Source organism: Turicibacter sp., from assembly GCF_017941855.1.
GTDB lineage: Bacteria > Bacillota_I > Bacilli_A > MOL361 > Turicibacteraceae > Turicibacter > Turicibacter sanguinis.
Window position 1 is genome coordinate 39,189 of sequence record NZ_JAGAVR010000008.1, and the last position, 22,043, is coordinate 61,231.

At 33.5% G+C, this 22,043-nt stretch carries 24 protein-coding genes and 1 riboswitch; of the genes, 15 read left to right on the forward strand and 9 right to left on the reverse strand.

All coding sequences use genetic code 11. From position 1 onward, the window contains the following. Positions 1-6 precede the first annotated feature (6 nt). From J6D32_RS01180 to trxA, 3 genes are all read left to right on the forward strand, one after another. Positions 7-219 carry a helix-turn-helix domain-containing protein gene (locus J6D32_RS01180; protein ID WP_006783954.1) on the forward strand — a complete coding sequence of 71 codons (213 nt, stop codon included), beginning with the start codon at positions 7-9 and terminating at the stop codon, positions 217-219. Between the two features lie 129 nt (positions 220-348). After that, positions 349-639: an ArsR/SmtB family transcription factor gene (locus tag J6D32_RS01185; RefSeq protein WP_006783955.1), complete on the forward strand. Its 291-nt coding sequence runs from the start codon at positions 349-351 to the stop codon at positions 637-639. A gap of 114 nt (positions 640-753) precedes the next feature. Continuing rightward, positions 754-1,062 carry a thioredoxin gene (gene trxA / locus J6D32_RS01190; protein WP_006783956.1) on the forward strand — a complete coding sequence of 103 codons (309 nt, stop codon included), beginning with the start codon at positions 754-756 and terminating at the stop codon, positions 1,060-1,062. A 159-nt stretch (positions 1,063-1,221) separates the two neighbouring features. Here the strand turns inward: trxA and J6D32_RS01195 are convergent, their stop codons facing one another. The 3 genes from J6D32_RS01195 to J6D32_RS01205 all read right to left on the reverse strand — a co-directional run bounded on the left by J6D32_RS01195 (position 1,222) and on the right by J6D32_RS01205 (position 3,605). Next, entirely contained in the window at positions 1,222-1,728 is a 507-nt protein-coding gene (locus tag J6D32_RS01195; protein WP_006783957.1) for a pyridoxamine 5'-phosphate oxidase family protein, read from the reverse strand. Positions 1,729-1,883: 155 nt separating this feature from the next. After that, positions 1,884-2,321, reverse strand: coding sequence for a pyridoxamine 5'-phosphate oxidase family protein (locus J6D32_RS01200; protein ID WP_039930904.1), 438 nt, complete (start codon positions 2,319-2,321; stop codon positions 1,884-1,886). Positions 2,322-2,414: 93 nt separating this feature from the next. Continuing rightward, positions 2,415-3,605 (reverse strand): cation:proton antiporter domain-containing protein, encoded by a 1,191-nt coding sequence (locus tag J6D32_RS01205; protein WP_287467189.1) that lies wholly within the window; start codon positions 3,603-3,605, stop codon positions 2,415-2,417. Between the two features lie 65 nt (positions 3,606-3,670). Continuing rightward, positions 3,671-3,729: riboswitch (Fluoride riboswitch) on the reverse strand. Positions 3,730-3,851: 122 nt separating this feature from the next. On the opposite strand from J6D32_RS01205, the gene J6D32_RS01210 reads away from it, so the two are divergent. Together J6D32_RS01210 and J6D32_RS01215 are read left to right on the forward strand one after the other, a co-directional pair. Continuing rightward, positions 3,852-4,241 (forward strand): hypothetical protein, encoded by a 390-nt coding sequence (locus tag J6D32_RS01210; RefSeq protein ID WP_287467190.1) that lies wholly within the window; start codon positions 3,852-3,854, stop codon positions 4,239-4,241. 276 nt (positions 4,242-4,517) lie between these two features. After that, complete coding sequence (locus tag J6D32_RS01215; RefSeq protein ID WP_238581468.1) at positions 4,518-5,093, forward strand: helix-turn-helix domain-containing protein; 576 nt, start codon at positions 4,518-4,520, stop codon at positions 5,091-5,093. A 485-nt stretch (positions 5,094-5,578) separates the two neighbouring features. Here J6D32_RS01215 and J6D32_RS01220 read toward each other — a convergent pair whose 3' ends face one another. Further along, positions 5,579-6,031, reverse strand: coding sequence for a hypothetical protein (locus J6D32_RS01220; protein ID WP_147633227.1), 453 nt, complete (start codon positions 6,029-6,031; stop codon positions 5,579-5,581). Positions 6,032-6,324: 293 nt separating this feature from the next. Here J6D32_RS01220 and J6D32_RS01225 point away from each other — a divergent pair, with 293 nt between their 5' ends. Next, positions 6,325-8,793: a CoA-disulfide reductase gene (locus tag J6D32_RS01225; RefSeq protein ID WP_009607093.1), complete on the forward strand. Its 2,469-nt coding sequence runs from the start codon at positions 6,325-6,327 to the stop codon at positions 8,791-8,793. Between the two features lie 243 nt (positions 8,794-9,036). Here J6D32_RS01225 and J6D32_RS01230 read toward each other — a convergent pair whose 3' ends face one another. Together J6D32_RS01230 and J6D32_RS01235 are read right to left on the reverse strand one after the other, a co-directional pair. Further along, positions 9,037-9,675 (reverse strand): nitroreductase family protein, encoded by a 639-nt coding sequence (locus J6D32_RS01230; protein WP_006785297.1) that lies wholly within the window; start codon positions 9,673-9,675, stop codon positions 9,037-9,039. A gap of 159 nt (positions 9,676-9,834) precedes the next feature. Next, on the reverse strand, positions 9,835-10,665 hold the full coding sequence (locus tag J6D32_RS01235) for an AraC family transcriptional regulator (protein WP_006785296.1): 831 nt from the start codon (positions 10,663-10,665) through the stop codon (positions 9,835-9,837). A 154-nt stretch (positions 10,666-10,819) separates the two neighbouring features. Between J6D32_RS01235 and J6D32_RS01240 the strand changes: the two genes are divergently transcribed. The 9 genes from J6D32_RS01240 to J6D32_RS01280 all read left to right on the forward strand — a co-directional run bounded on the left by J6D32_RS01240 (position 10,820) and on the right by J6D32_RS01280 (position 18,756). Further along, on the forward strand, positions 10,820-11,812 hold the full coding sequence (locus J6D32_RS01240) for an aldo/keto reductase (protein WP_009607106.1): 993 nt from the start codon (positions 10,820-10,822) through the stop codon (positions 11,810-11,812). Between the two features lie 157 nt (positions 11,813-11,969). Beyond that, positions 11,970-12,419, forward strand: coding sequence for an aminoglycoside 6'-N-acetyltransferase (aac(6'), locus tag J6D32_RS01245; RefSeq protein ID WP_129821252.1), 450 nt, complete (start codon positions 11,970-11,972; stop codon positions 12,417-12,419). 384 nt (positions 12,420-12,803) lie between these two features. Continuing rightward, on the forward strand, positions 12,804-13,286 hold the full coding sequence (locus tag J6D32_RS01250) for a response regulator transcription factor (RefSeq protein WP_006784077.1): 483 nt from the start codon (positions 12,804-12,806) through the stop codon (positions 13,284-13,286). A 38-nt stretch (positions 13,287-13,324) separates the two neighbouring features. After that, positions 13,325-13,489, forward strand: a complete 165-nt coding sequence (locus J6D32_RS01255) for a winged helix-turn-helix domain-containing protein (RefSeq protein ID WP_006784076.1) — start codon at positions 13,325-13,327, stop codon at positions 13,487-13,489. Beyond that, positions 13,482-14,669, forward strand: a complete 1,188-nt coding sequence (locus J6D32_RS01260) for a sensor histidine kinase (RefSeq protein WP_055165706.1) — start codon at positions 13,482-13,484, stop codon at positions 14,667-14,669. The genes J6D32_RS01255 and J6D32_RS01260 overlap by 8 nt, the downstream gene beginning before the upstream one ends. 131 nt (positions 14,670-14,800) lie before the next feature. After that, entirely contained in the window at positions 14,801-16,237 is a 1,437-nt protein-coding gene (locus J6D32_RS01265) for an efflux RND transporter periplasmic adaptor subunit (RefSeq protein ID WP_287467191.1), read from the forward strand. A gap of 4 nt (positions 16,238-16,241) precedes the next feature. Next, positions 16,242-17,441 (forward strand): ABC transporter permease, encoded by a 1,200-nt coding sequence (locus tag J6D32_RS01270; RefSeq protein ID WP_006784073.1) that lies wholly within the window; start codon positions 16,242-16,244, stop codon positions 17,439-17,441. A 60-nt stretch (positions 17,442-17,501) separates the two neighbouring features. After that, the gene (locus tag J6D32_RS01275) at positions 17,502-18,080 is read left to right on the forward strand and encodes a hypothetical protein (RefSeq protein ID WP_287467192.1); all 579 of its coding nucleotides are present in this window, start codon (positions 17,502-17,504) and stop codon (positions 18,078-18,080) included. Positions 18,081-18,084: 4 nt separating this feature from the next. Continuing rightward, complete coding sequence (locus tag J6D32_RS01280) at positions 18,085-18,756, forward strand: ABC transporter ATP-binding protein (protein ID WP_006784071.1); 672 nt, start codon at positions 18,085-18,087, stop codon at positions 18,754-18,756. A 372-nt stretch (positions 18,757-19,128) separates the two neighbouring features. Here J6D32_RS01280 and J6D32_RS01285 read toward each other — a convergent pair whose 3' ends face one another. The 3 genes from J6D32_RS01285 to J6D32_RS01295 form a co-directional block, all read right to left on the reverse strand. After that, positions 19,129-19,512, reverse strand: coding sequence for a hypothetical protein (locus J6D32_RS01285; RefSeq protein WP_006784070.1), 384 nt, complete (start codon positions 19,510-19,512; stop codon positions 19,129-19,131). Between the two features lie 104 nt (positions 19,513-19,616). Further along, a complete protein-coding gene (locus J6D32_RS01290) occupies positions 19,617-20,444 on the reverse strand; it encodes a YjjW family glycine radical enzyme activase (protein ID WP_132942700.1) in 828 nt (275 codons plus the stop codon). Next, entirely contained in the window at positions 20,444-21,925 is a 1,482-nt protein-coding gene (locus J6D32_RS01295; RefSeq protein WP_006784068.1) for a YjjI family glycine radical enzyme, read from the reverse strand. The genes J6D32_RS01290 and J6D32_RS01295 overlap by 1 nt, the downstream gene beginning before the upstream one ends. Positions 21,926-22,043: the final 118 nt, after the last annotated feature.

Below are 22,043 nucleotides of genomic sequence, written 5' to 3' on the forward strand. Positions count from 1 at the left end.
AAATGAATGATGGCCATTATAACAAGACTTGATCGGATGCTTGCAGATCGAAAAATGCATTTATCGGAACTTGCAGACCGAGTAGGTGTATCTATTGTTAATTTATCAAATTTAAAAACAGGTAAAGTTAAAGCAATCCGATTCTCCACTTTAAATGCGATTTGCAAGGAATTGAATTGCCAACCTGGAGATATATTAGAGTATACGGATGAAGATTAATTTTAATGCTTTAAAGATGTGAATAGAAATAGGTGATAAGTGAAAGGATTTTATAAAGTCTACAGTGCTAGAGAGATTGTGAGATGCATATCCATATAATAAGGAAAGGATAAAGAAGGATGTGAAGACATGTCTAAAGAAGAGATGATTGTTGATTTATTTAAATGTATCGGGAATCCGACGCGATATAAAATTTTAAAAGTATTGTGTGAGCGTCCTTTATGTGTAAATAAATTAAATGAAGCAGTGGGTTATTCGCAACCTAATATCTCTCAACATTTAAAACTAATGAGAATGTCTGGGATTGTGACATGTTCTAAAAATGGAATGAATATTTGTTATCAGATTGCGGATGACGACATCATAAAGTTGTTAGAATTGGCAGAAGATATTGTTTTGAAACAACGAAATAGAACATAATGATATAATGAAATAATTATATCAACATTTAGATAACGTCAGCATACGATACTATATATTAACTATGAATATCATTATTCCGACAGAGGATAATGTTCCAAAGGAGAGAGTCTAGTGATTGAAATTAAAAATAATGAATTTAGATCAGAAATTGAAGATGGGATTGTTTTAGTTGATTTTTATGCACAGTGGTGTGGACCATGTCGTATGATTAGTCCAGTACTTGAGCAATTACATGAAGAATACGATGGAAAAGTTAAATTTGTAAAAGTTGATATCGATGTGAATCCGGAAACAGCAAAAGAATATGGAGTCATGAGTATTCCTAACTTATTAATCTTTAAAGATGGGGAGTTAGCAGATCGTTTATTAGGATTTAAGCCGAAACAAACCTTACAACAATGGATTAACAATTATTTATAAGCTAATGAAAGATTCATAAAGTAAAATCCATCTGTTTAGCTTTAATGAGTTTTTTAATCTGTGAAACACTTATCTACATATAGAATATGATTGAATAAAGAAGTCAATTTTATAAATAGCTAAGAAAAAGCGATAACTCTTAAAGAGTCATCGCTTTTTTTAACGCAAATTGTTGAGATTATAATATTTTCTACCGGTTACATTTCTTGTTCTTAGCACAATTCTTTTTAATTTTTTACCTGTTCGAACACAGGTATCCGAATGATGAATCTCAGCTCGCCCCATAGCAATCACACTTTTTACTCCATCTGGATTACGCCAATTAAATTCTAGACAGATTTTTGGGTTGCTCTCTAAGAACTCCCATTTCATTCCTTCATTATAAGTATAAAGAGTAAATGTATATTCTCCATCCGATTCTGTATAGCAATAACACATTGGAACAACGTAAGGTTGATTATCTCGAGGATCTACATCTCGAGACCCACTCGAAGAACTAGAGCTTCGACTTGAAGAACTTGAACTTCTAGTAAACGAACTTGAAGAACGTGTACTAGAACTATTATCATCAGCATTATAAGATAAGCCCAACAAGCAATAAGAAGCATTGTCTAATAAGTTATGAATTTCATTGCAAGTTAAATAGCGATATGTTACTGGCACCATGAGTATAATCACTTCCTATATAAAGTAGAACTCCTAAGAATTCTTCTATATCATATGCATTGAAATTTTTCTCAGTTAATTAAAACACCTAGTAATAAATAAAAACCTAATGATTCAGATATGAATCACTAGGCTAAGAGGTCTATAAACTAATTTTATCTTGAAGTATAGAATTTACGACCTGTAACACCATTCTCATCAGGTCGTATAGTTATTCTAGCTAAGCCATTATTTAGTATATCTACATCAGCAGTTCCTGTTACCATGACACTCAATCGACTACGAGAAGTATGATAATTGAATTCTAAACAAACTCTATCATTATCATTGATAGCATCGATTTTTTGTCCATGATTTAAGCTGTGTAAAGTGAAAGTATAAACATACTCATTATTTACACGTAAATATCGGTAGGTGTAATTCATAGGAAAAACAAGAGGTTGTACCTTTAAATTATGGGATTGACTAGAACTAGATTGAACAGAGTGGTTATAAGCAACTCCTAGTAAACAGTAGGGAGCATTATTTAGTACTTCGATAATTTCTGTTGTGGATAGGTTGCGAAAGTTTGGTATGTTAATTTGGGAGGCCATTAGTATAATCACTTCCTGTATACAGTAGAATTCATTATGAATCCTACTTTATACTATGTTGACCATTTTCGATTACCTACTTCAAACGACTATTTAATTTTCTGTTTTTAATAATTTATCACTCGTTAGCTTAATTCCAATCGCACCAATAGGAGCTGTAATTAAGACGCTTAATATTGCGATAGCTTGCATAATTTCACCGCCCACAACTCCCATCTGCATTGGAATAGCTGCTTTGGCAGATTGTACGGTTGCTTTAGGAAGATAAGCAATGACACAGAAAATTCTTTCTTTTAGTGAGAGATTAGTACCAATTAATGAAATTAGTACACCAATTGATCGAACAAATAATGAACAACTTAAAATCCCAACTCCGATTAAGAAAAATTCTCCGACGAGTGTTGGATTAATGGCCATTCCAACGAAGGCAAATAAATAAAGCTTTCCTGTTTTCCAGATAAGGTTCATTTTATCTAGTATGATTTTTGAACTATCCACAATGTAATTTCTAATAAAGAATCCAAAGACCATAACGGTTAATAAAGAATTAAAAATCTCAACGTGACCGTATTTTTCAACAGCGCGCATTGCTAAACAAAGACCGAAGGCAATCATCACTTTTAGATAGTCATTTGAAACGTGTTCAATAATCCCTCTTGTGAGTTTGAAAACAAGATAACCTACACCAATACTTAATACAAGTGTTACTGGAATCATAAGAAGTTGGGTGCTAATCGATCCTGTGTTGAAGTAGATTCCGAGGAATGTTGTAAACAAAGTGATGGCAATCGTATCATCGGCGCTCGCTCCAACGAGTAGCATCTGCGGAATTGCTTTATCTTGGCCAACGCGTCGATTAATTAAATCAATCATAGACGGAATCAAAACAGCAGGACTCACAGCTGCGATAACAAACCCTAAAATTGCCCCTTGAACGAAGCTAAATTTAAGAAGAAGCATCGACATTAAGGCAATTGTAAACCCTTCAAGTGTAGCGGGAACCGCACTTAATAAGATGGCGGGACGGCCAATTTGCTTCATTTGTGCTAAACTGATTCCAAGTCCACCGATAAATAATACGGCTACTAGGGCGATATCTTTGATGACTGGTGCTATTTTTAAAGTAGCTTGCGGCACAACGTTTAAAAATGCGGGTCCGATTATCATCCCAAAAATCATCATTCCAATTAAAGAGGGGAGTTTAATATATTCGACTAACTTCCCACTATAGTTAGCCAAAATTCCAATAATTATTAAACTGAGTAAAACAATCAATATTATCACGTTAATCCTCCTATTTCTTCTAACCACAAAAAAACTCCTACCCTTTAATCCACGACAAAAAAGATTAAAGAGTAGGAGTCATTAGCTTACGCGGTTAATGGCGAACTCCATCGCCTATTGATAACATTATTATATGAGAAATATAACCGTTTGTAAACACTAATCATCACATGATATAATGAAAGAAGTTCTTTAAATGCGACTTTTTTTGCTAAAAATCTACAGAGGAACTATTGGAGAGAGAAGATGAAGAAAAAACTAATTAAAGACCAGCACATTATCTTGATGACGATGATTTTATCCATTTTAATTTTAGTATTTTATTTATTAAGCTATACAAAAGAGGCATGGATTTTATTTTTAATCATGTTTATTTTTGAAAGAATCATTACACCCTACACAGGAAAACGTTTTGAACATACTCTAGATCAATTAGGAGAAATACTCGATAAAGATTTAGATGAATCAGAATCGAAAAGAGTGTTAAAAGTGATTGTTAGTTTAATTGCTTTCGTCATTGTAGCCATTGGTATTTATATTTACGCTTTGATTTCTCATCCATTACTATTTACTATCTTAATGTTAGCAGAAATTATCGATAAAATAATAGAGAAATTCATCTTAAAAAGAGTTTAGCGATTTGTTAAACTCTTTTATATTAGCGAGGTCATCCTATGAATCCGAAGGCTCTTAGTTTTCCAAAATAATAGAGTAATATTGGAATTCTACGATACGTAGATTGATTATTTTTCTCTACTAAGTTAGATTATTTAGTGTACATAACCCATTTGGTTAACCAAGATAAAATACAGATGATTGAGAGATAACTATAGAGTAATTAGGAAAAGATGTAGTTAATTTCATGGCAGTTAATGATTAACGATAAAGGAAGAGGTGAAAATTTTGGATTGTGTGAAGGTAGGAAAGTTACTTTATGACTTACGTAAAGAGAAAAATATGACGCAAAAACAAGTAGCTGAATTAATGAACATTAGCGATAAGACGATTAGTAAGTGGGAAAGAGGACTAGGGTGCCCTGATGTTTCTTTGCTTCCTGAATTATCACAAATTTTTGGAGTTAGTATAGATGGAATTTTATCCGGAGAACTAAATCAAAATCCGGTAGTAGGAGGAAATATGAGAAGATTAAAATTTTTTGTTTGTTCACAGTGTGGAAATATAATGACGGCAACAGGAGATGCAACAGTATCTTGTTGTGGAAAAACGTTAGAAGCATTAGTGCCTCAAAAAGCAGAAGATGGACATTTATTAAGTATTGAGCCAGTTGAAGATGAACTATATGTAACATCAGATCATGAAATGACAAAAGGTCATTATATTACGTTTATCGCTTATGTAACAGGAGATACTGTAATACTTGGAAAGCAATATCCGGAGTGGAATTTACAATTCCATTTCCATAAGAGAAAACATGGAAAGTTATTCTATTATTGTAGTAATCATGGTTTATATTATCAGGTGGTATAACTGGAATTTCTTTAGAATTAAGAGAAATTACCCCAGTAGTTGAGGAGTGTTCACTATGTTCACACTGGGTTCCCCCCCATCAGTGGAGGAAAGCTAAGAGCCTGTCGTCTACTTAGCATGTGGACCCTATGGTTTATATTATCAGGTTATTTAACTGGAATTTCTTTAGAATTAAGAGAAATTACCCCAGTAGTTGAGGAGTGTTCACTATGTTCACACTGGGTTCCCCCCCATCAGTGGAGGAAAGCTAAGAGCCTGTCGTCTACTTAGCATGTGGATCCTATGGTTCATATTATCAGGTTGTATAATTTAATATTTCAAAAAGTAAACACTATTACATTATTTAGGTGTGAAATTGAAAAATAAAAGCTCTAGTTATTCAAATCTTCTCAGTTAGAGAGGAAGAATAAGATAGAGCTTTTTTAGTCATTACAACTTTTAAAAATAAATTCATGGATGACATTTTAGATTCTTTTCATCATAGGCTATTTCATAACTGGATAAGGTTGTCCCATAGGGTGATAAGGTTGATTCATAGGCCAATTTTGTTGTCCCATAGGTTGATAAGGCTGATTCATAGGCCAATTTTGTTGTCCCATAGGGTGATAAGGCTGATTCATAGGCCAATTTTGTTGTCCCATAGGGTGATAGGGTTGATTCATAGGCCAGTTTTGTTGTCCCATGGGTTGGTAGGGTTGATTCATAGGCCAATTCGGTTGCCCCATAGGTTGATAAGGTTGTTGAACAACTGGATAGTATTGGGCTCCCATAGGATTGTTCATAATAGGTTGTCCACCGCCTACTCCTTGTGGGATTATGATTCTTTGCTCGGTTTGCTCGGGTACACTTTGAATAGTATAATTTGAATAATTATCAATAGGTGTTGAAAAATTTTCATTATTATAACTCATAGATGAATAAGGTTGATTACTGTACATACCATCATCTCCTAGCTTCATTTCTTGATATATTATGAAATGATAGCCTAATTGTGACATGATTTTAGATATAAATTGAATTATATATAGCCACGCTTAAAAAGCGTGGTTTTTTATTATTTTATACAACAGGAGAGTAGTTGCTTCTTATGTGACTTAGTTACATAACTTTTAGAATATTCAGAATATACTTTAGATATAAAGAGTGCAGGGGATATTTATCGATTGAAGAAAAATTTGTTTAATTTATAAAGCAAATTAAACGATGGGTTCCTTGTGAAAGGAGTTTTAAGATGAGTAAAAAAGTAATTATTGTTGGTGGAGTCGCTGGGGGGGCCTCAACGGCGGCACGTTTACGTCGGCTAGATGAAACAGTAGAAATCATTATGTTTGAAAAAGGGGAATATATTTCATTTGCAAATTGTGGATTACCTTATTATATTGGAGAAGTCATCGATGAACGTGAAAAATTAATTGTTCAAACAGTTGAACAAATGAGTACTAAATTTAAAATAGATATTCGTAATTTAAGTGAAGTTATTAAAATCGACAAAGAAAATAAAGTTGTTACCGTTACAAATCATAAAACAGGTGAAAGTTACGAAGAAACTTACGATGTACTCGTTTTATCACCTGGGGCTCAGCCTATCAAACCAGGGATTTCTGGAATCAACGAATGCAATAATCTATTTACCTTAAGAAATATTCCAGATACAGATCAAATCAAATCATTTGTGGATAACCAAAAACCTAAACATGCTGTTGTCATTGGTGGAGGATTTATTGGTCTGGAGATGGCCGAAAATCTGCATGAAAGAGGGCTTGAAATTACATTGGTTGAAGCAAGTAGTCAAGTCATGGCTCCATTAGATATTGAAATGGTAAGTATAATTCATGAACACTTAGTAGATAAAGGTGTTAAATTAATTTTGAATGATGGAGTTAAATCCTTTGAAAATAACGGTAAAAAAGTTGTGTTAAATAGTGGGCAAGTTATTGAAACTGATTTAATTATCTTATCCATTGGGGTACATCCTGAAACAACGATTGCACGTGAAGCGGGACTTGCTTTAAATGAACGTGGTGCGATTGTTGTTGATAAAAAAATGAAGACAAGTGATGAGTCTATTTACGCATTAGGTGATGCGGTTGAAATCATGGATTTTGTTAATAAACAACCCACGATAATTCCTCTTGCATGGCCAGCTAATCGTCAAGGTCGTATCGTTGCTGATAATATTTGTGGTAAAGAATCGGAATATAAAGGAACACTTGGTTCATCAGTTGCAAAAGTATTTGATTATACAGTTGCAGCAACAGGAAATAACGAAAAAACATTAAAACGATTAAATCTTGAATACAAAGCACTTCACATTCACCCAGGCTCTCATGCAGGTTATTATCCTGGAGCCTTCCCAATCGCGTATAAACTCTTATTCAATCCAACAACAGGACAAATTTATGGTGCTCAAGGAGTTGGAATAGATGGTGTTGAAAAAAGAATCGATGTTATTGCCACAGCTATTAAAGGAAATCTAAACGTTATTGATTTACAAGATGTTGAAGTTTGCTATGCCCCACCATATAACTCAGCTAAAGATGCAGTGAACATGCTAGGGTATTATGCAGAAAATATCATGGATGGCTTAATTGAAACCATTGATTGGAGTGAAGTAAATAGTTTAGATGAAACAACATCAGTTGTTTTAGATGTGCGTGAATCTTTTGAATTAATGACAGGTAAAATTAAAAATTCGATTCATATCCCACTAGGGCAATTAAGAAATCGTTTAAATGAACTTCCAACAGATAAAACTGTTTATGTTACCTGTCAGGTAGGACTACGTGGTTATGTGGCTTGTCGCCTACTTAACCAATATGGATTCAAAGCTAAAAATATTGATGGTGGAGTTAAAACGTATCTAGCGATTGAAAAAGCACAGCAAGCAATAAGTAAGCAGTGGATATCAATTATTAAAAATAAGGAGGTAACGCCAGTGGTATCACAAAATTTAGATGATATGCCTGTCAAAGTAAAATTGAATGCTTGTGGATTACAATGTCCGGGGCCAATTCGTCGAGTATTTGAAGAAATGAATCATATGACAGATGGTGAGATTCTAGAAGTTAAAGCAAGTGATCCTGGTTTTACTAAAGACATTTCATCTTGGTGTGAGAAAACTGGAAATACATTATTAAATTCAGAATTTAATAAAAATGAAAAAAACTTTGTTGCTTATCTTCAAAAAGGAACTCAAGTTTCTCAAACAGCGAATACAAATACCCTCGATAAAAATGGAGCAACACTCGTTGTATTTAGTGGTGATTTAGATAAAGCAATTGCCTCATTTATTATTGCAACAGGGGCTGCCTCAATGGGGAAAGAAGTTACGATGTTCTTCACGTTCTGGGGATTAAATATATTAAAATCTAAAAATAAACCAAAAGTATCGAAAGATACAATGGAAAAAATGTTCGACTTTATGTTACCAGGGAATACAGATAAATTACGATTATCACAAATGAACATGATGGGAATGGGTCCTGCTATGATTAAAAAAATCATGAAAAAACATAATGTTGATGATTTAGAAATATTAATTGAAAATGCCATTAATATGGGAGTAAAAGTTGTTGCCTGTTCTATGAGTATGGAGTTAATGGGAATTAAACAAGAAGAATTTATAAAAGGTGTTGAAATTGGAGGAGTTGCTTCATACTTAGGTGCAGCTGAAGATTCAGGGTTGAACTTGTTTATCTAATGAAGTGAAGGGGTTTATATTTTTCTAAGATTTTTGTTTAAGAAGATAAAGTTCAACACAAGCGAGCAATTTAACGAGTAAGACAATTTATGTTGAAAGAGAGGGAGAATAGATAAGAGATGGTGAAGCAACTGTTTCAAGCATAGATCAGTAGAATAAAAGGGTAAGTAAATTATTATATTTCTTTAAGCATTAAAAAAACATAAAAGCGAGTTCATTTGATAGCAAACTCGCTTTTATGTTCTAATCGATGAAAGTTACAACTTCTTCTAATGGCTTACGTTTTGGAGCAGGAGGAGTGTTATCCTCAGGTACTCCAAGAGCGATTAAGCTCATTAATTGATAACCATCTTTTTTAAATCCGATTAAATCTTCAATTTCTTTTTTTGCATGAGTTGGGCCTGTCATATAACAAGTTCCATATCCCATTGCTGTTGCGGCTAGTAAAAAATTTTCAACAGCAGCACCGATTCCTTGTATAGCTGATTGAGGTGCGATAATTTCGGCTAATCGTTCTTCACTCGCACCATTTGCCTTTAAAATATCGTACTCAATCATATCATATTCGTTTCCATAAACAATAATAACGACTGGAGCGTGTTTGAATAGGGTGTAGTATTTTAGTAGGCGCATATATTTTTCACCCTGTTCTTTTGTTGGTGCCAAGTTTGCAATTTGAGTATGACTTTCTGTTACGATGTCACTCATTTGATTAATAATATCTCGATTTTGGAGCACAACAAAATGCCAATTTTGTTGATGTTTAGGCGATGGTGCCTGTGTTGCAGCATCAAGTAATGTTAAGATATCTTCCTTAGGAATCTGGATATCTTTAAATTTACGGATACTTTTTCTATTATAAATAAACTCTAAATTTTTCAACGAAATACCCCCTTTTTAACTATTATTAAAACAGATGTTAATTCAAGATGCAATGCAATCCTCGGATTATAACCCATAATCTGATTATTTTCTACTGCATTCTAGATATAAAAAGAAGACTCAAATTCATTTTATAAAAAATGAGCTTGAGTCTTTTTGTTAAGCAATAAAATTTGAACTACGGTATTCGCGTGGGCAAGTTCCAATGACTTTTTTAAAGATTTTGGAGAAGACTAAAGCATCGGTATATCCAACAGAATGGGAAATCTCTTGAATCGTTAAGTTAGTTTTCCTTAGTAGGTTACATGCTTTATGAATTCTGAAATGAATTAGATAGTTTTTAGGTGAATCAGCCATTAATTCATTGAATAATTTAGTTAAGTATTTTCGATTAATTCCCACATAATTTGAAATTTCTTCAACTGTAATATGGCGTGCGTAATTCGTTTCAATAAATTCAATTGCTTGACGAATATAATCTGATTGTTTACTCATTGTTTGAATTTTAGTTTGATGTGAATGACTATACTCAGCTAATGTCGCAAGTAGTGCATAAAATCCACTTAATGCTTGTAGGTCCATGCTGTGTTTGAATTGCCCTGCTGTCAATATTAGTTCAAAGCAACGTTCAATTGCTTCATGTCGATCACATTTTGAGATTGGTGAACAGGGTGACAAGTTAAGGCGTCCCAAGTAAGAATCAACATGTAGTCCATTAAAAGATACAAAATAATATCCCCATGGATTACTTGGATTCGGTCGATAGGAAACAAGTGAGTGTGGTGGCACTAAAAAACAAGTACCTTCTTTAATTTCATACTCTTGCCCATCAATAATTAAATAACCTTTCCCCTCGTAAACATAATAAAGGCTATAATAATCACGAACTCCAGGCCCCCATGAAGAATTCTTTTCACACTCACCGGTTCCACAGTGATATAGCATAAAATCTAATTTAGTGTAATCTGATTTTGGTTTGAAACAAATCATGATAGCGCTAACCCCCTCTATTATGTAGACATTATATCATATTTTTGAGTATTTAGATAATACTATTTGTAAGTGCTTTTATATATAATTAAAAATAATTAGAAAATGTAAGTGTTTTTATTAAGGGGTATAAAACTTCAAAAAGGAGGACGTTATGTATAGGGCAGATGATTCGCGTTATGGGAAAATGTCATACCACCGATGTGGTAATAGCGGATTAAAATTACCGGCTATTTCACTTGGTCTATGGCACAATTTTGGGGATACGACATCTTATGAAAACAGTCGTGAGATGATTACAACGGCATTTGATCATGGTATTAATCACTTTGATTTAGCCAATAATTATGGACCTCCTGTAGGTGCTGCGGAAATGACTTTTGGTCGTGTTTTAAAGGACGATTTAAAACATTATCGTGATGAGATATTAATTTCAACAAAAGCAGGATATAAAAATTGGGAAGGTCCGTATGGGGATTTTGGTTCTAAAAAACATTTACTGGCCAGTCTTGATCGAAGTTTAAAACGAATGGATTTAGATTATGTGGACATTTTTTATCATCATCGACCAGATAAGGAAACTCCAATTGAAGAAACAATGAGCGCACTCGCTCAGATGGTTAAACAGGGAAAAGCTTTATACATTGGATTATCTAAGTATAATGTGGAGGAAACCAAGGAAGCCTTAGCAATTTTAAAAGATTTAAAAACACCTTGCTTAATTCATCAAACAAATTATTCTATGTTAAATCGTACAAATGAAGAGGGATTATTTGATTTACTTGAAAGAGAAAAGATTGGAGCCATTACGTTTTCCGCAATGGCAGGCGGTAAGTTAACCAATCGATACTTAAATGGAATACCAGAAGATTCTCGTGCTGGAAAGGATGAAATGAAAGCATCAGATATTACGCCTGAATTAATAGCAAAAGTAAAACTATTAAATAAGATAGCACAGAGTAGAGGACAATCTTTGGCCCAAATGGCAGTCTCGTGGGTTTTGAAAAATCAAACAGTGACTTCTGTTATTGTAGGAGCAAGTCGTACGAGCCAGATTATTGATACAAAAGAAGCCGTTCATCAGACAGAGTTTAGTGCAGAAGAGTTAAAAATGATAGACGCTATTCTTTTAGGAAAAATGATCTAATTAATCATAAGAAATGTCTGATGCATCTAATAAATGAAGAGCGATATAATCATCTAAATGTAATTGAATGATTATTAAGTTGTAAAACTGAATATATTTGATGATTTAGACAAATAATGAAGTATTAAAAATAATAGAAGTTATATGGGTGGTAAAAATGAATATTAGAGAAGCAACAGAGGCAGATGTATTAGAAGTTGCAAGATTGGCTTTAATGTTATGGCCTGAGCATTCTATGCATGCCATCGCATTAGAAATTTATGAAACAATTAATAGTAAGCAGGGGGCCTTTTTCTTAGCCTATGATGAAGAAGTAAAAGAGGCCGTTGGCTTTTCTCAAGTTTCTTTAAGAAATGATTATGTTGAAGGAACAAAAAATACCCCAGTTGGTTATCTTGAAGGATTATTTGTCTTAGAAGGATACCGTCTAAGAGGAATTGGCCAAGAATTATTAAGGCAATGTGAAGATTGGGCAAGAGCACATGAATGTGAAGAATTTGCAAGTGATTGTGAGTTAAGCAATGTAGAAAGTTTAAACTTCCATAGTCGCGTAGGATTTAAAGAAGCAAATCGAATTATTTGTTTTACAAAGTCATTAGTTGAATAACTATAAAAAGAGGAAGTCCTTTATTAAAATGGGCTTCCTCTTTTTACGTCATCAAAATAGTTAGTAAATAATAAAACAAACACAATAAATAAAATAATGCATATAGCGGCTGTTTTTGCATTAAACTGATTCATCATCTCACTTCCTTCTAAGCGATAAAGTGAATTTGAGTCTCATTAAATTATATGTCAAAAATGAAGAGGAAATGACATTCTATGAACTTAATGATGGAGTAGATGAAAAAAATTAGATGTAATTAATAGATTTTAAATTTTTATTGAGACATAATATACTATAAATTTATCTACTGTACCATTATTAAATTTAACTGATTCTTAACCTTCATTAACGTATAATTAAAATAAAAATTAAGAAGGTGATATGATGAAGATTTTATTAATAGAAGATGAAGAAGATTTAATTGAAGCATTGGCTCACGGATTAAAGAAGAATGGGTATGTTGTAGATATGGCAACAGATGGACGTGATGGGCTCGAACTTTCATATATAAATGATTATGATTTGATTATACTAGACTTGAATTTACCCTCAATGGATGGACTGGATATTTTAACCGAGATTCGAAAACGGGATCAAGAATGTAAAATCTTGATTTTATCAGCACGTTCTGATTATTCGCAGCGCATTGAAGGTCTTGATAAAGGAGCAAATGATTATTTAGTTAAACCGTTTGATTTTGGAGAATTATTAGCACGTACACGGGCCTTATTACGACGAACATTTATTCAACAAAATACACAACTAAAGCACGGTGATTTAATAATCGATACAGCAAAAAGATGTGTGATGTATCATCAACAACCTGTTGAGTTATCACCAAAGGAGTTTGCATTCTTGAATATTTAATGCTTCATAAAGGTCGAGCGGTTAGTGCGGAGGAAATTATGGAGCATGTCTGGCATAGCGATAATGATATGTTTTCGAATGCAGTCAAGGTACACATTAGCACGTTGCGTAAAAAATTAAGTGTTTATAGTAAAGAAGACATCATTTTAAATATTAGGGGTGCCGGTTATATTATTCATGAAAGAGGTGATTCAAATGTTTAAAAATATATCACTTCGAATCCAAATGACGATTTTAACAACATTGATTTTAGTTATTGTATCCGTTATTTTAACAGTGACATCTGTTTATAATGTAAATCAAACTCTAGTTGCCCCTATGTATTCAGCTCTAACAACAGCCCCAAGCTTTATTGAATCTGGACAGTATTTGGATTCAACGAACCCATACATGTATGAGATAGATCAATCTATTGAATTTATGATGCCTGTAGAATCAATAGTGAGTCTGTCTTATGCGGAGGAAGTAATTGCCGCTGGAACAAGTAGTTTTAGGTTATCGGCATTTGGTTCTATGATTTTAATTATTATTGTGGCAGCAGGATTTATTTATTATGTTCTTGGAAAATTTCTAAATCCTGTCAAACAGTTAAGTGATGAAATAGAATTAATAAATGAAAAACGTCTTTCTCAACGATTAATCGGATTTAATACATCGGGGGAGTTACAAGAGTTATCGCATTCTTTTAATATGATGTTAGATCGATTAGATCGTGCTTTTGAATCACAAAAGCGATTTTCATCGGATGCTGCACATGAATTAAAGACACCGCTAACGGTCCTTAAAACAAAACTAGATGTATTAGAAATGGATGCCAATGTGGAAATAGACGATTATCAAAACTTCGTAGAGGTGGCGAAAAAGCAAACAGAACGAATGATTAATTTAGTTGATCATTTGTTTATTTTATCCGCTCAACAAGATTATGAATTAAGTGATGAGGTTTATTTAGACTATGTATTTATTGATATTTTAGAAGATTTAAAGACTGCTATTGAATCTAAAAATTTAACAGTAGAGTATGAACCATGTGATATCACGATGACCTCTAATCAGATTATGTTAACGCATGCTTTTTCTAATTTAATTCAAAATGCGATTAAGTATAATCATGATAAAGGGTCGATTGCTATTAGAACAAGTGTAGAAGAACAATCTTTGATAGTTGAGGTCATAGATACTGGAATTGGAATTCCAAAGGAACAGTCAGAACATATTTTTAATGCTTTTTATTGTGTTGATCCGTCACGTTCGCGTAAATTTGGTGGCGCAGGTCTTGGGCTTGCTATTACAAAAGATGTGATTGAGCGTCACCAAGGAACGATTGAATATTTACCGAATTCAGATGGAGGAAGTATTTTTAAAGTTATATTACCGATTTAAAAATCTCTATTTCAATATAGAGATTTTTTTTGTTTAAATAGCTCTTAACCAAATCTTAACCAAGTATTTGTTAAGATAGGTGTGTAAAAGCGAGAGAGAATTTAAGATGGAAATATAAGAGGAGAGGAATTATGAAGAAGAAAGTGTCTAAAAAGAAAATCATTAGTCTAGCTAGCCTTATCTTAGTCATTTGTATTATTAGTGGTGTCACACTTGCAAATGCAAATAAAGATGAAGAGTTCGTAGAACCAATTAGAGAGTATCCAGTAAGTCGAGGTGACATCGTAGCGGGATTCAATGGAGCAGGAAGTTTAAAGCTCGAGGCAAAAGATTATAATTTTTCCGAACCGGTTATGGTGGAAGAGTTTTTTGTAAAGGTAGGAGATGCGATTAAAGCAGGAGATCCTCTTGCTAAGATTTCAGGTGAAGCAATCCAAAAGCAGTTAGAAGATTTAAATGAACAATTAACTAAAGCAAATATGGCATTAGAGCAAGCCAAGAATGCTAAGGAACTCAATATTTTAAATAATGAAAAATCGTGGAACCAGGTTACACAATCTAGTCAGGAACAATATAACAGTGAGAAATCTGTTGTTGAATCAGAACTTAAAAAATTGGATGAGCAGTTAGCAAATATTCAAACTAAAAAGCATGAAATTACGCAAAAGATTAATGAGTTAGAAGTAACTCAGGTACAAGCTAACAATGAAGCACCTGATTTAGAGGAGGAAGGAACTAATCCTGAAATCTTATTAAATTCTGATGAAGAACTTCAACAGTTAAGACAGCAATTATCGGATTTAGAACAACAAGAAGAAAGCGTCAGAGCACAAATTAACGATGCGATTGCTCGTAAAAATGATATAGATTGGCGTCGTGATAAGGAAGTGCAAAAAGAACAACAGGAAGCATCAAGTAATAAACAAATAAATGATAAAACATTGATTGAGATGGATCAATCAATTCAGTTAGCTTCTATGGAAGTGGAGAAAATTCAAAAAGAAATTTCTAAAGTAAAAGAATTAAGTGAAAATAATACCTTAGTATCGGATGTAGACGGAATTGTAACATCGCTTGGGTATACATCAAATACGATGACTTCAACTGATAAGCCAGTCGTTACGATTGGAACATTAGATATGGTGACAGCTGTAATTGGGGTATCACAAAATGATGTCAATAAATTAGAAGAAGGACAAGTTGTTCAATTAGAGGTAAATGCATATCCTGGTGAAAAGTTAATGGCTAAAGTAAAGTCTATTAATTATGTCCCTAGTAATGAAGGTGGATCAGTTGTTTATAAGGTAACCGTTGAACTAGATCCAACTGAGCGTGCACTTCTTGAAGGAATGACTGTGAATGCAAAGTTCATCATTAAAGAAGTTAAGGATGTTTTAATATTATCAAATAAAGCTATTACGTTAGTTGATGGAAAACAGATGGTAAAGGTAAAACGTGAAGATGGAACAATTGAAGACGTTGAGATTACAACGGGGTTTTCTGATGGTCGTGTCAGTGAAATTAAAAATGGTTTAAGTGAAGGTGACATTGTTGTAGTAGGAGGTTAAAAAGATGAAGTTATTAGAAATGCTACGCATCGTTATGATTAACATTCTACAAAACAAAGTAAAAGTAATGTTAACTTCAATTGGAATTATTGTGGGATCGGTCACGATTGTCATGGTTATTGCCATTGGTCGTGGGGGAGAAGAAGAAGTAAAGGCACAGTTTAGTGGGTTAAGTGCCGAAACTGTTTATGTTAATTTGGATTACATGAAGATAGGAAATAAAGATTTTAGTGAAATTCCTAAATTAACACAAGATCTTATGGAACAGATGATGGATGAAAGCCAGACACTTAAGGGTATTTATTTAAGGGGGGATGCTTATAGCGAAGTAACGTTAAATGGAAAAACTGAATATATTTCCGTGACTGGAGTGACAGAAGGATATTCATTAGTTTCAAATCTTGAAACAGCTTATGGTGAGAATATTTCTGAATTTGATGTTGAAGAAATGACGAGTGTAGCGGTTATTGGTGAGGGCATTGCAAAGAAATATTATCCTAATGTAGAAGAAGCTATTGGGAGTACGATTAGAATTGGAGATAAAGCATTTACGATTATCGGAATATTAGAACGAAAAGGAGATGGACTTCAAGGATTAAGTGCAGATGATACGATTTTCATTCCATTTACAACAGCAGAGCAATCAATTCTTAATGAGTATACAATGCCTCAAATTGTCGCTTTATCTAAAGACTTATCAACCGTTAAGTTTTCGATGAAAGAGATGAAAAGTACACTAAACTATGTTTTAGATGATGGTAGTTATTACACGTTAGAAGATGCAGGAAGTCGTATTGAAGCTGCCACTCAATCAGCAGGAACGATGAATATGCTACTGATTGCAATGGCGACGATTGTCTTTATTGTGGGTGGAATTGGAATCATGAACGTTTTATTCTTATCCATTAAAGAAAGAACGAAAGAAATAGGAATTTTAAAAGCGTTAGGAAGTTCGAAAGAAGAGATTTTACTACAATTCCTTTTTGAATCAGTGATTATTAGTACGTTTGGTGGCATTATGGGAGTGCTACTTAGCTATCTATTAATGCCATTGATGAAATATACGAATACACCCGTATCACCTTCGATTGAAGGGCAAATTATTGCGATTATATTTGCAATGATTACAGGAACCCTTTTCGGACTATATCCAGCATATAAAGCATCACAATTAAAACCAATCGAAGCATTGTCATATGAGTAGAAACATTGTAATTCGGGTAAACAATGTACCAAAAATAATAAAAATGAGAGGAAGATAAAGATGAAAAAGATAGTAATGACAACAGTTAGTACAATGGTATTAGTAGGTTTAGTAGGATGTGGGTCTAACATACCAACAGACAAGGAGACACCTAAACAAGAAGTAGCAGGTGAAGGGACAGTTATATCACCTGGCGATAATGAAACAGCAGATTTTCAAAATGTAACGCAAGTTTATGGAAAAGTTAAAAGTATTATTGGAAATGAAATTGAAGTGAGTTTAGCTAAAAACCCATTTGAACTTTCGGAGGAGGAGTTAGAGGCATTAGAGGGAGAAATTGAATTAGAAGGCGGAATGGAAATAGGACAGGCTGTTACTGTCACCGATAGTATTGCTGCTATGCCATCAGATGTTGAAGGTGGAAATTTTAGTTTACTGATAGGAGAACAGGAACCTTTAGAGTTAGAGTATACAGGTGAAACAAAAAGCTTTACAATTTCAACGGGAACGACTATTTTAAACTATTTAACCGGTGGAGAGGGAAGTATTAATGATATTAAAGAAGGATCGGTTATTGCGATTGCGATGGATGGAGAAGAGGACAATCAAAAAGTATTTGCAGTAGATATTATGGAGTAGACATATGGAAACTTTAATTCAATTAAAAGATATTAATAAATCATATGGACTAGGAGATAAGTCACTTCATGTTTTGAAAAACATTGATTTTGAGGTAAAGAAGGGTGAGTTTGTTTCGATACTTGGGGCATCTGGATCAGGAAAATCAACTTTAATGAATATACTAGGTGGGATGGATACTCTAGATGAAGGGCAATATTTCATTGATGGACAAGCAGTACATGACTGTGATGATCATGATTTAGCCTTAATTCGTAATCAATATATAGGCTTTATCTTTCAACGGTATCATCTAATTCCACAATATACAGTTTTACAGAATGTGATTATGCCCTTACTGATTAGAGGAATGTCGAGACATGAGGCAACTGAGGTGGCAATGGAAAGTATTAAGATGGTCGGGTTAGGGGATAGAATCGCTCATAAACCAAATGAACTTTCTGGAGGTCAGCAACAACGTGTTGCAATTGCACGAGCACTTGTAACTAAACCTTCTTTATTATTAGCAGATGAACCAACAGGGGCATTAGATTCACAGACGGGAAAAGAAATATTAGAATTATTTAAGGATTTAAATGAAGCGGGAAATACCATTGTGATGATTACGCATGATAAAAATGTAGCTAACTCTAGCAAAAGAATCGTTTATTTAAATGATGGTGTATTAAGTGAATAAAAAAGCTGTCCTTTAATTTGGCAGCTTTTTTTTAATATTTCAAGACGTTAAATACTATAGAAATCGAAAGACTCCAAGAATGTAGGTGGTAGGAAATACTAGAATGTTAGGAATAAAAATAACAATGCCAAACTAGAATTGCGATTACGATTTCATGCCGATATATTTTTAAAATCATAAAATGTTTTGAATGCAATTTAAGATCATTTTGATGATAAATTAAGCATAATAAACCTATCTCAATCAGGACAAAAAATAATTCTTCCATCAAAGAACAAGTAAAATCCTAATATTGAAAGTATGATAGGATGTTTCATTTCTTTATTTCATTTCATGTGGAATTATTTTATCAAATGAAACAAAAAAAGACGATTAAACGTCTTTCTTTGAGTTCATTGTATAATGTTTTAAGAACCAATATAAATGATAAAAAACAGCAATTAAGTAAGCAAAGTAAGCAATCTTTGTTAAGAAAAATGAGTCAATGACACTACAAACACATACAATTGCAGCAGTTGTCCATTCATGTTTATAAAGAGATTGATAGTTTGTTTTATCTCTTATTTGTTCAATTGCTTTTTTACGTTTAATTAAGAAATAAATACCAATTGCCATAAAGAAAAAGATAATCAATAACTCTACTATCAATGCTGTCATTCCTTGATTGGCATAACTTCCTAATTTTGATAAAGAATATAAACTACTGAAAAAGAATATATAAAACCATAATGTTAATTTTTGAATTTTAATTGGCATAAAATGTCCTCCTTTGTCCTTCGTCATTATACTATAAAATAGCACAAAAAAGGTGTTTTCGTATAGAAAACACCTTTTTGTAATCCAATCGATACCCACTACATTTAGACCACAATCGTATTTAAACATCCAACTTCATGAGCGATATTTTCAAGATGAGCCATCATCTTATCACTTGGTGTTTGCATGTTCAATGAATTCTTTCTAACTCCGAGGTTACGGTACTTAATCAGCTTATATCTGATATCATGTCCGCTAATACGAATGGCTACCTCACGAATCGTTTCCTCATTATCAAAAAGTTCTGGAACGATAACGGTACGAACTTCATAAAGTTTTTTTGTTTTGATTAAGTAGTCTAAATTTTTTAATACCATATCATTGGGTGCCTTAATGTATTTTTTGTGGATGACTGAATCCCATACTTTAACATCAAGCATGACACCATCTGTTAACGACATTAAGTCATGTTGAAGAGACAAATCAGTCGAACCATTTGTATCAATGAAGCAAGTTAATCCCGCTTCTTTTGCTTTTTTGAAAAGTTCAATTAGGAAAGGAGCTTGTAGGGTACATTCTCCCCCCGATACTGTAATCCCTTGAATAAATGGGCGATAATTCATGATGTCGTTCATAATGTCATCAGCAGTCAGTAATTTATATTTTGGGGTACTATTACGATGACATTTTTTTGTACAGGCATCACATTCCACACATTTTGAAACATCGAATTTAACGAGACGATCCACGCGAGATAAAGCTTGAACAGGGCAGGCACTTACACACATACTGCAATTAATACAGTGATTAATTGTTTCAGGATTATGACAATAAACACAGTCAAAATTACATCCTTGTAAGAAGATAGCTGTTCGATTACCAGGACCATCCACGGAACTAAATGGGATAATCTTATTTAGATATCCCTTCATTATCGTACCTTGCGATCGTAAACTTTACCGTTACGAACTTGTCCTTGACCTAAAACAACCGTATCTTGTAATGTTGCAATTCCTTGATCTAATTTTGCGATTTCGCTACGTTTAACAAGGTATCCTGTAATACGAATCACATCAGCATCTGATGAGTATAATGAGAAGTAGCGCATTCCCTCTTTGAAAGCCCCTTGAATAATATTCAAGATAAATTCAGGGTTGTTCGCGGCATTTAATTCGAATGGGAAGATATCCCCAGTTCCAGAAGGAAAGTATTTATGGAATCGAGCTGTTTGTTTTAAGTGTTTCCAAAGCTCTGGTTCTTCACCAATAGGAATACGAGCACCCGGACTTGTATTAATATCATCTCCGATACCTACTTGAGCGTGAAGTAATAAACGCTCATTAGTCACTGTACAATGCTTACTTTCAAAGTTTTTAATGAAATCTTCCATTGTATCCATGATGCGAACTCCTAAATCATCAGCAACTTTCGAATGTCCGAATTTATCTTCTAATTTTTCTGCTTTTAATAAGATGTTGACACATTCAGCAAGTCCAACAAGTCCAAACATTGAAGTAAAGCGATCTTTAGAGATAAATCCTTCTGTTACTAAGAAGTTTGTTTCAAAGAATGTACTTTCTTCTACAATGTAGCGGATACGTTCGTTAATATAGTTAGCCATGCAAGTCATTGCATGAGGTAATTTATTATTCATGAAATCTTCAATGTCAGATGCAGTTTCAGCTAGCTTTGATAAACGCATACGAACTAGTGTATGGGCCCCTCCGCCAACATGAAGTCCATTATAGCAGCTTGCAATCCCATAGTCACCTAAATCTTCTGTAAACATTGCATGATTTGCAAAGCTTGGTTTAGCCGTTTTTAAAGCAGTTTTAATCGCTTCAATCGCTAAGTCATCTGGTGTTTCTTCACTATACTTTAATGTTAAGTTTGGAATCGCGTTTTCAAGTTCACGCTCAACCTCTAAAATGATTTTAGCAGCACGAGTTGGTTTTGGCCCTAAGTTAGCATGGCAGAATGAATCTGTAATCGTGCGGTCTAATTGTGTTAAGAATAAGCGAATTGCTAATTTTGCTTCTTCTTCATCTACAATGAATGGCTCTAATAAGTAATCGATATTTCCAATGTAAACTGGCATCGTCGTAATAGATGGAACATGTTTATAGAAAATTAATAAGTAGTTTGTTGCTTCCCAAATATTTGTCGGTGGCTCTAATTGTAAGAATTTTGAACCTTCTTTCATGAACTTTTCATAGTTAGGAAGGATATATCGTGGTCGGTAAGGGACGTTTCCTTCAAATAAATCACAGATAATCCCTGCATCACGTAATTTTTGAGTTTCTTCTGAAATATTTAAAACTTCAACACTGTTTTCTGCAAAACGTGCTAAAGATACAACTTTTTGTTCGAATGTTAATGTTTTATCTTTAACGATTTGTTCAACACCGTTCATACTCTCACCTCATAGATTATTTTCTTACATGATGTCATTACTTGACGATTTGTGTAAGAGTTCATTATAACATGTTTGAAAGCAGCTAGACTACAGTAGATTTTAACTAATCTTTACA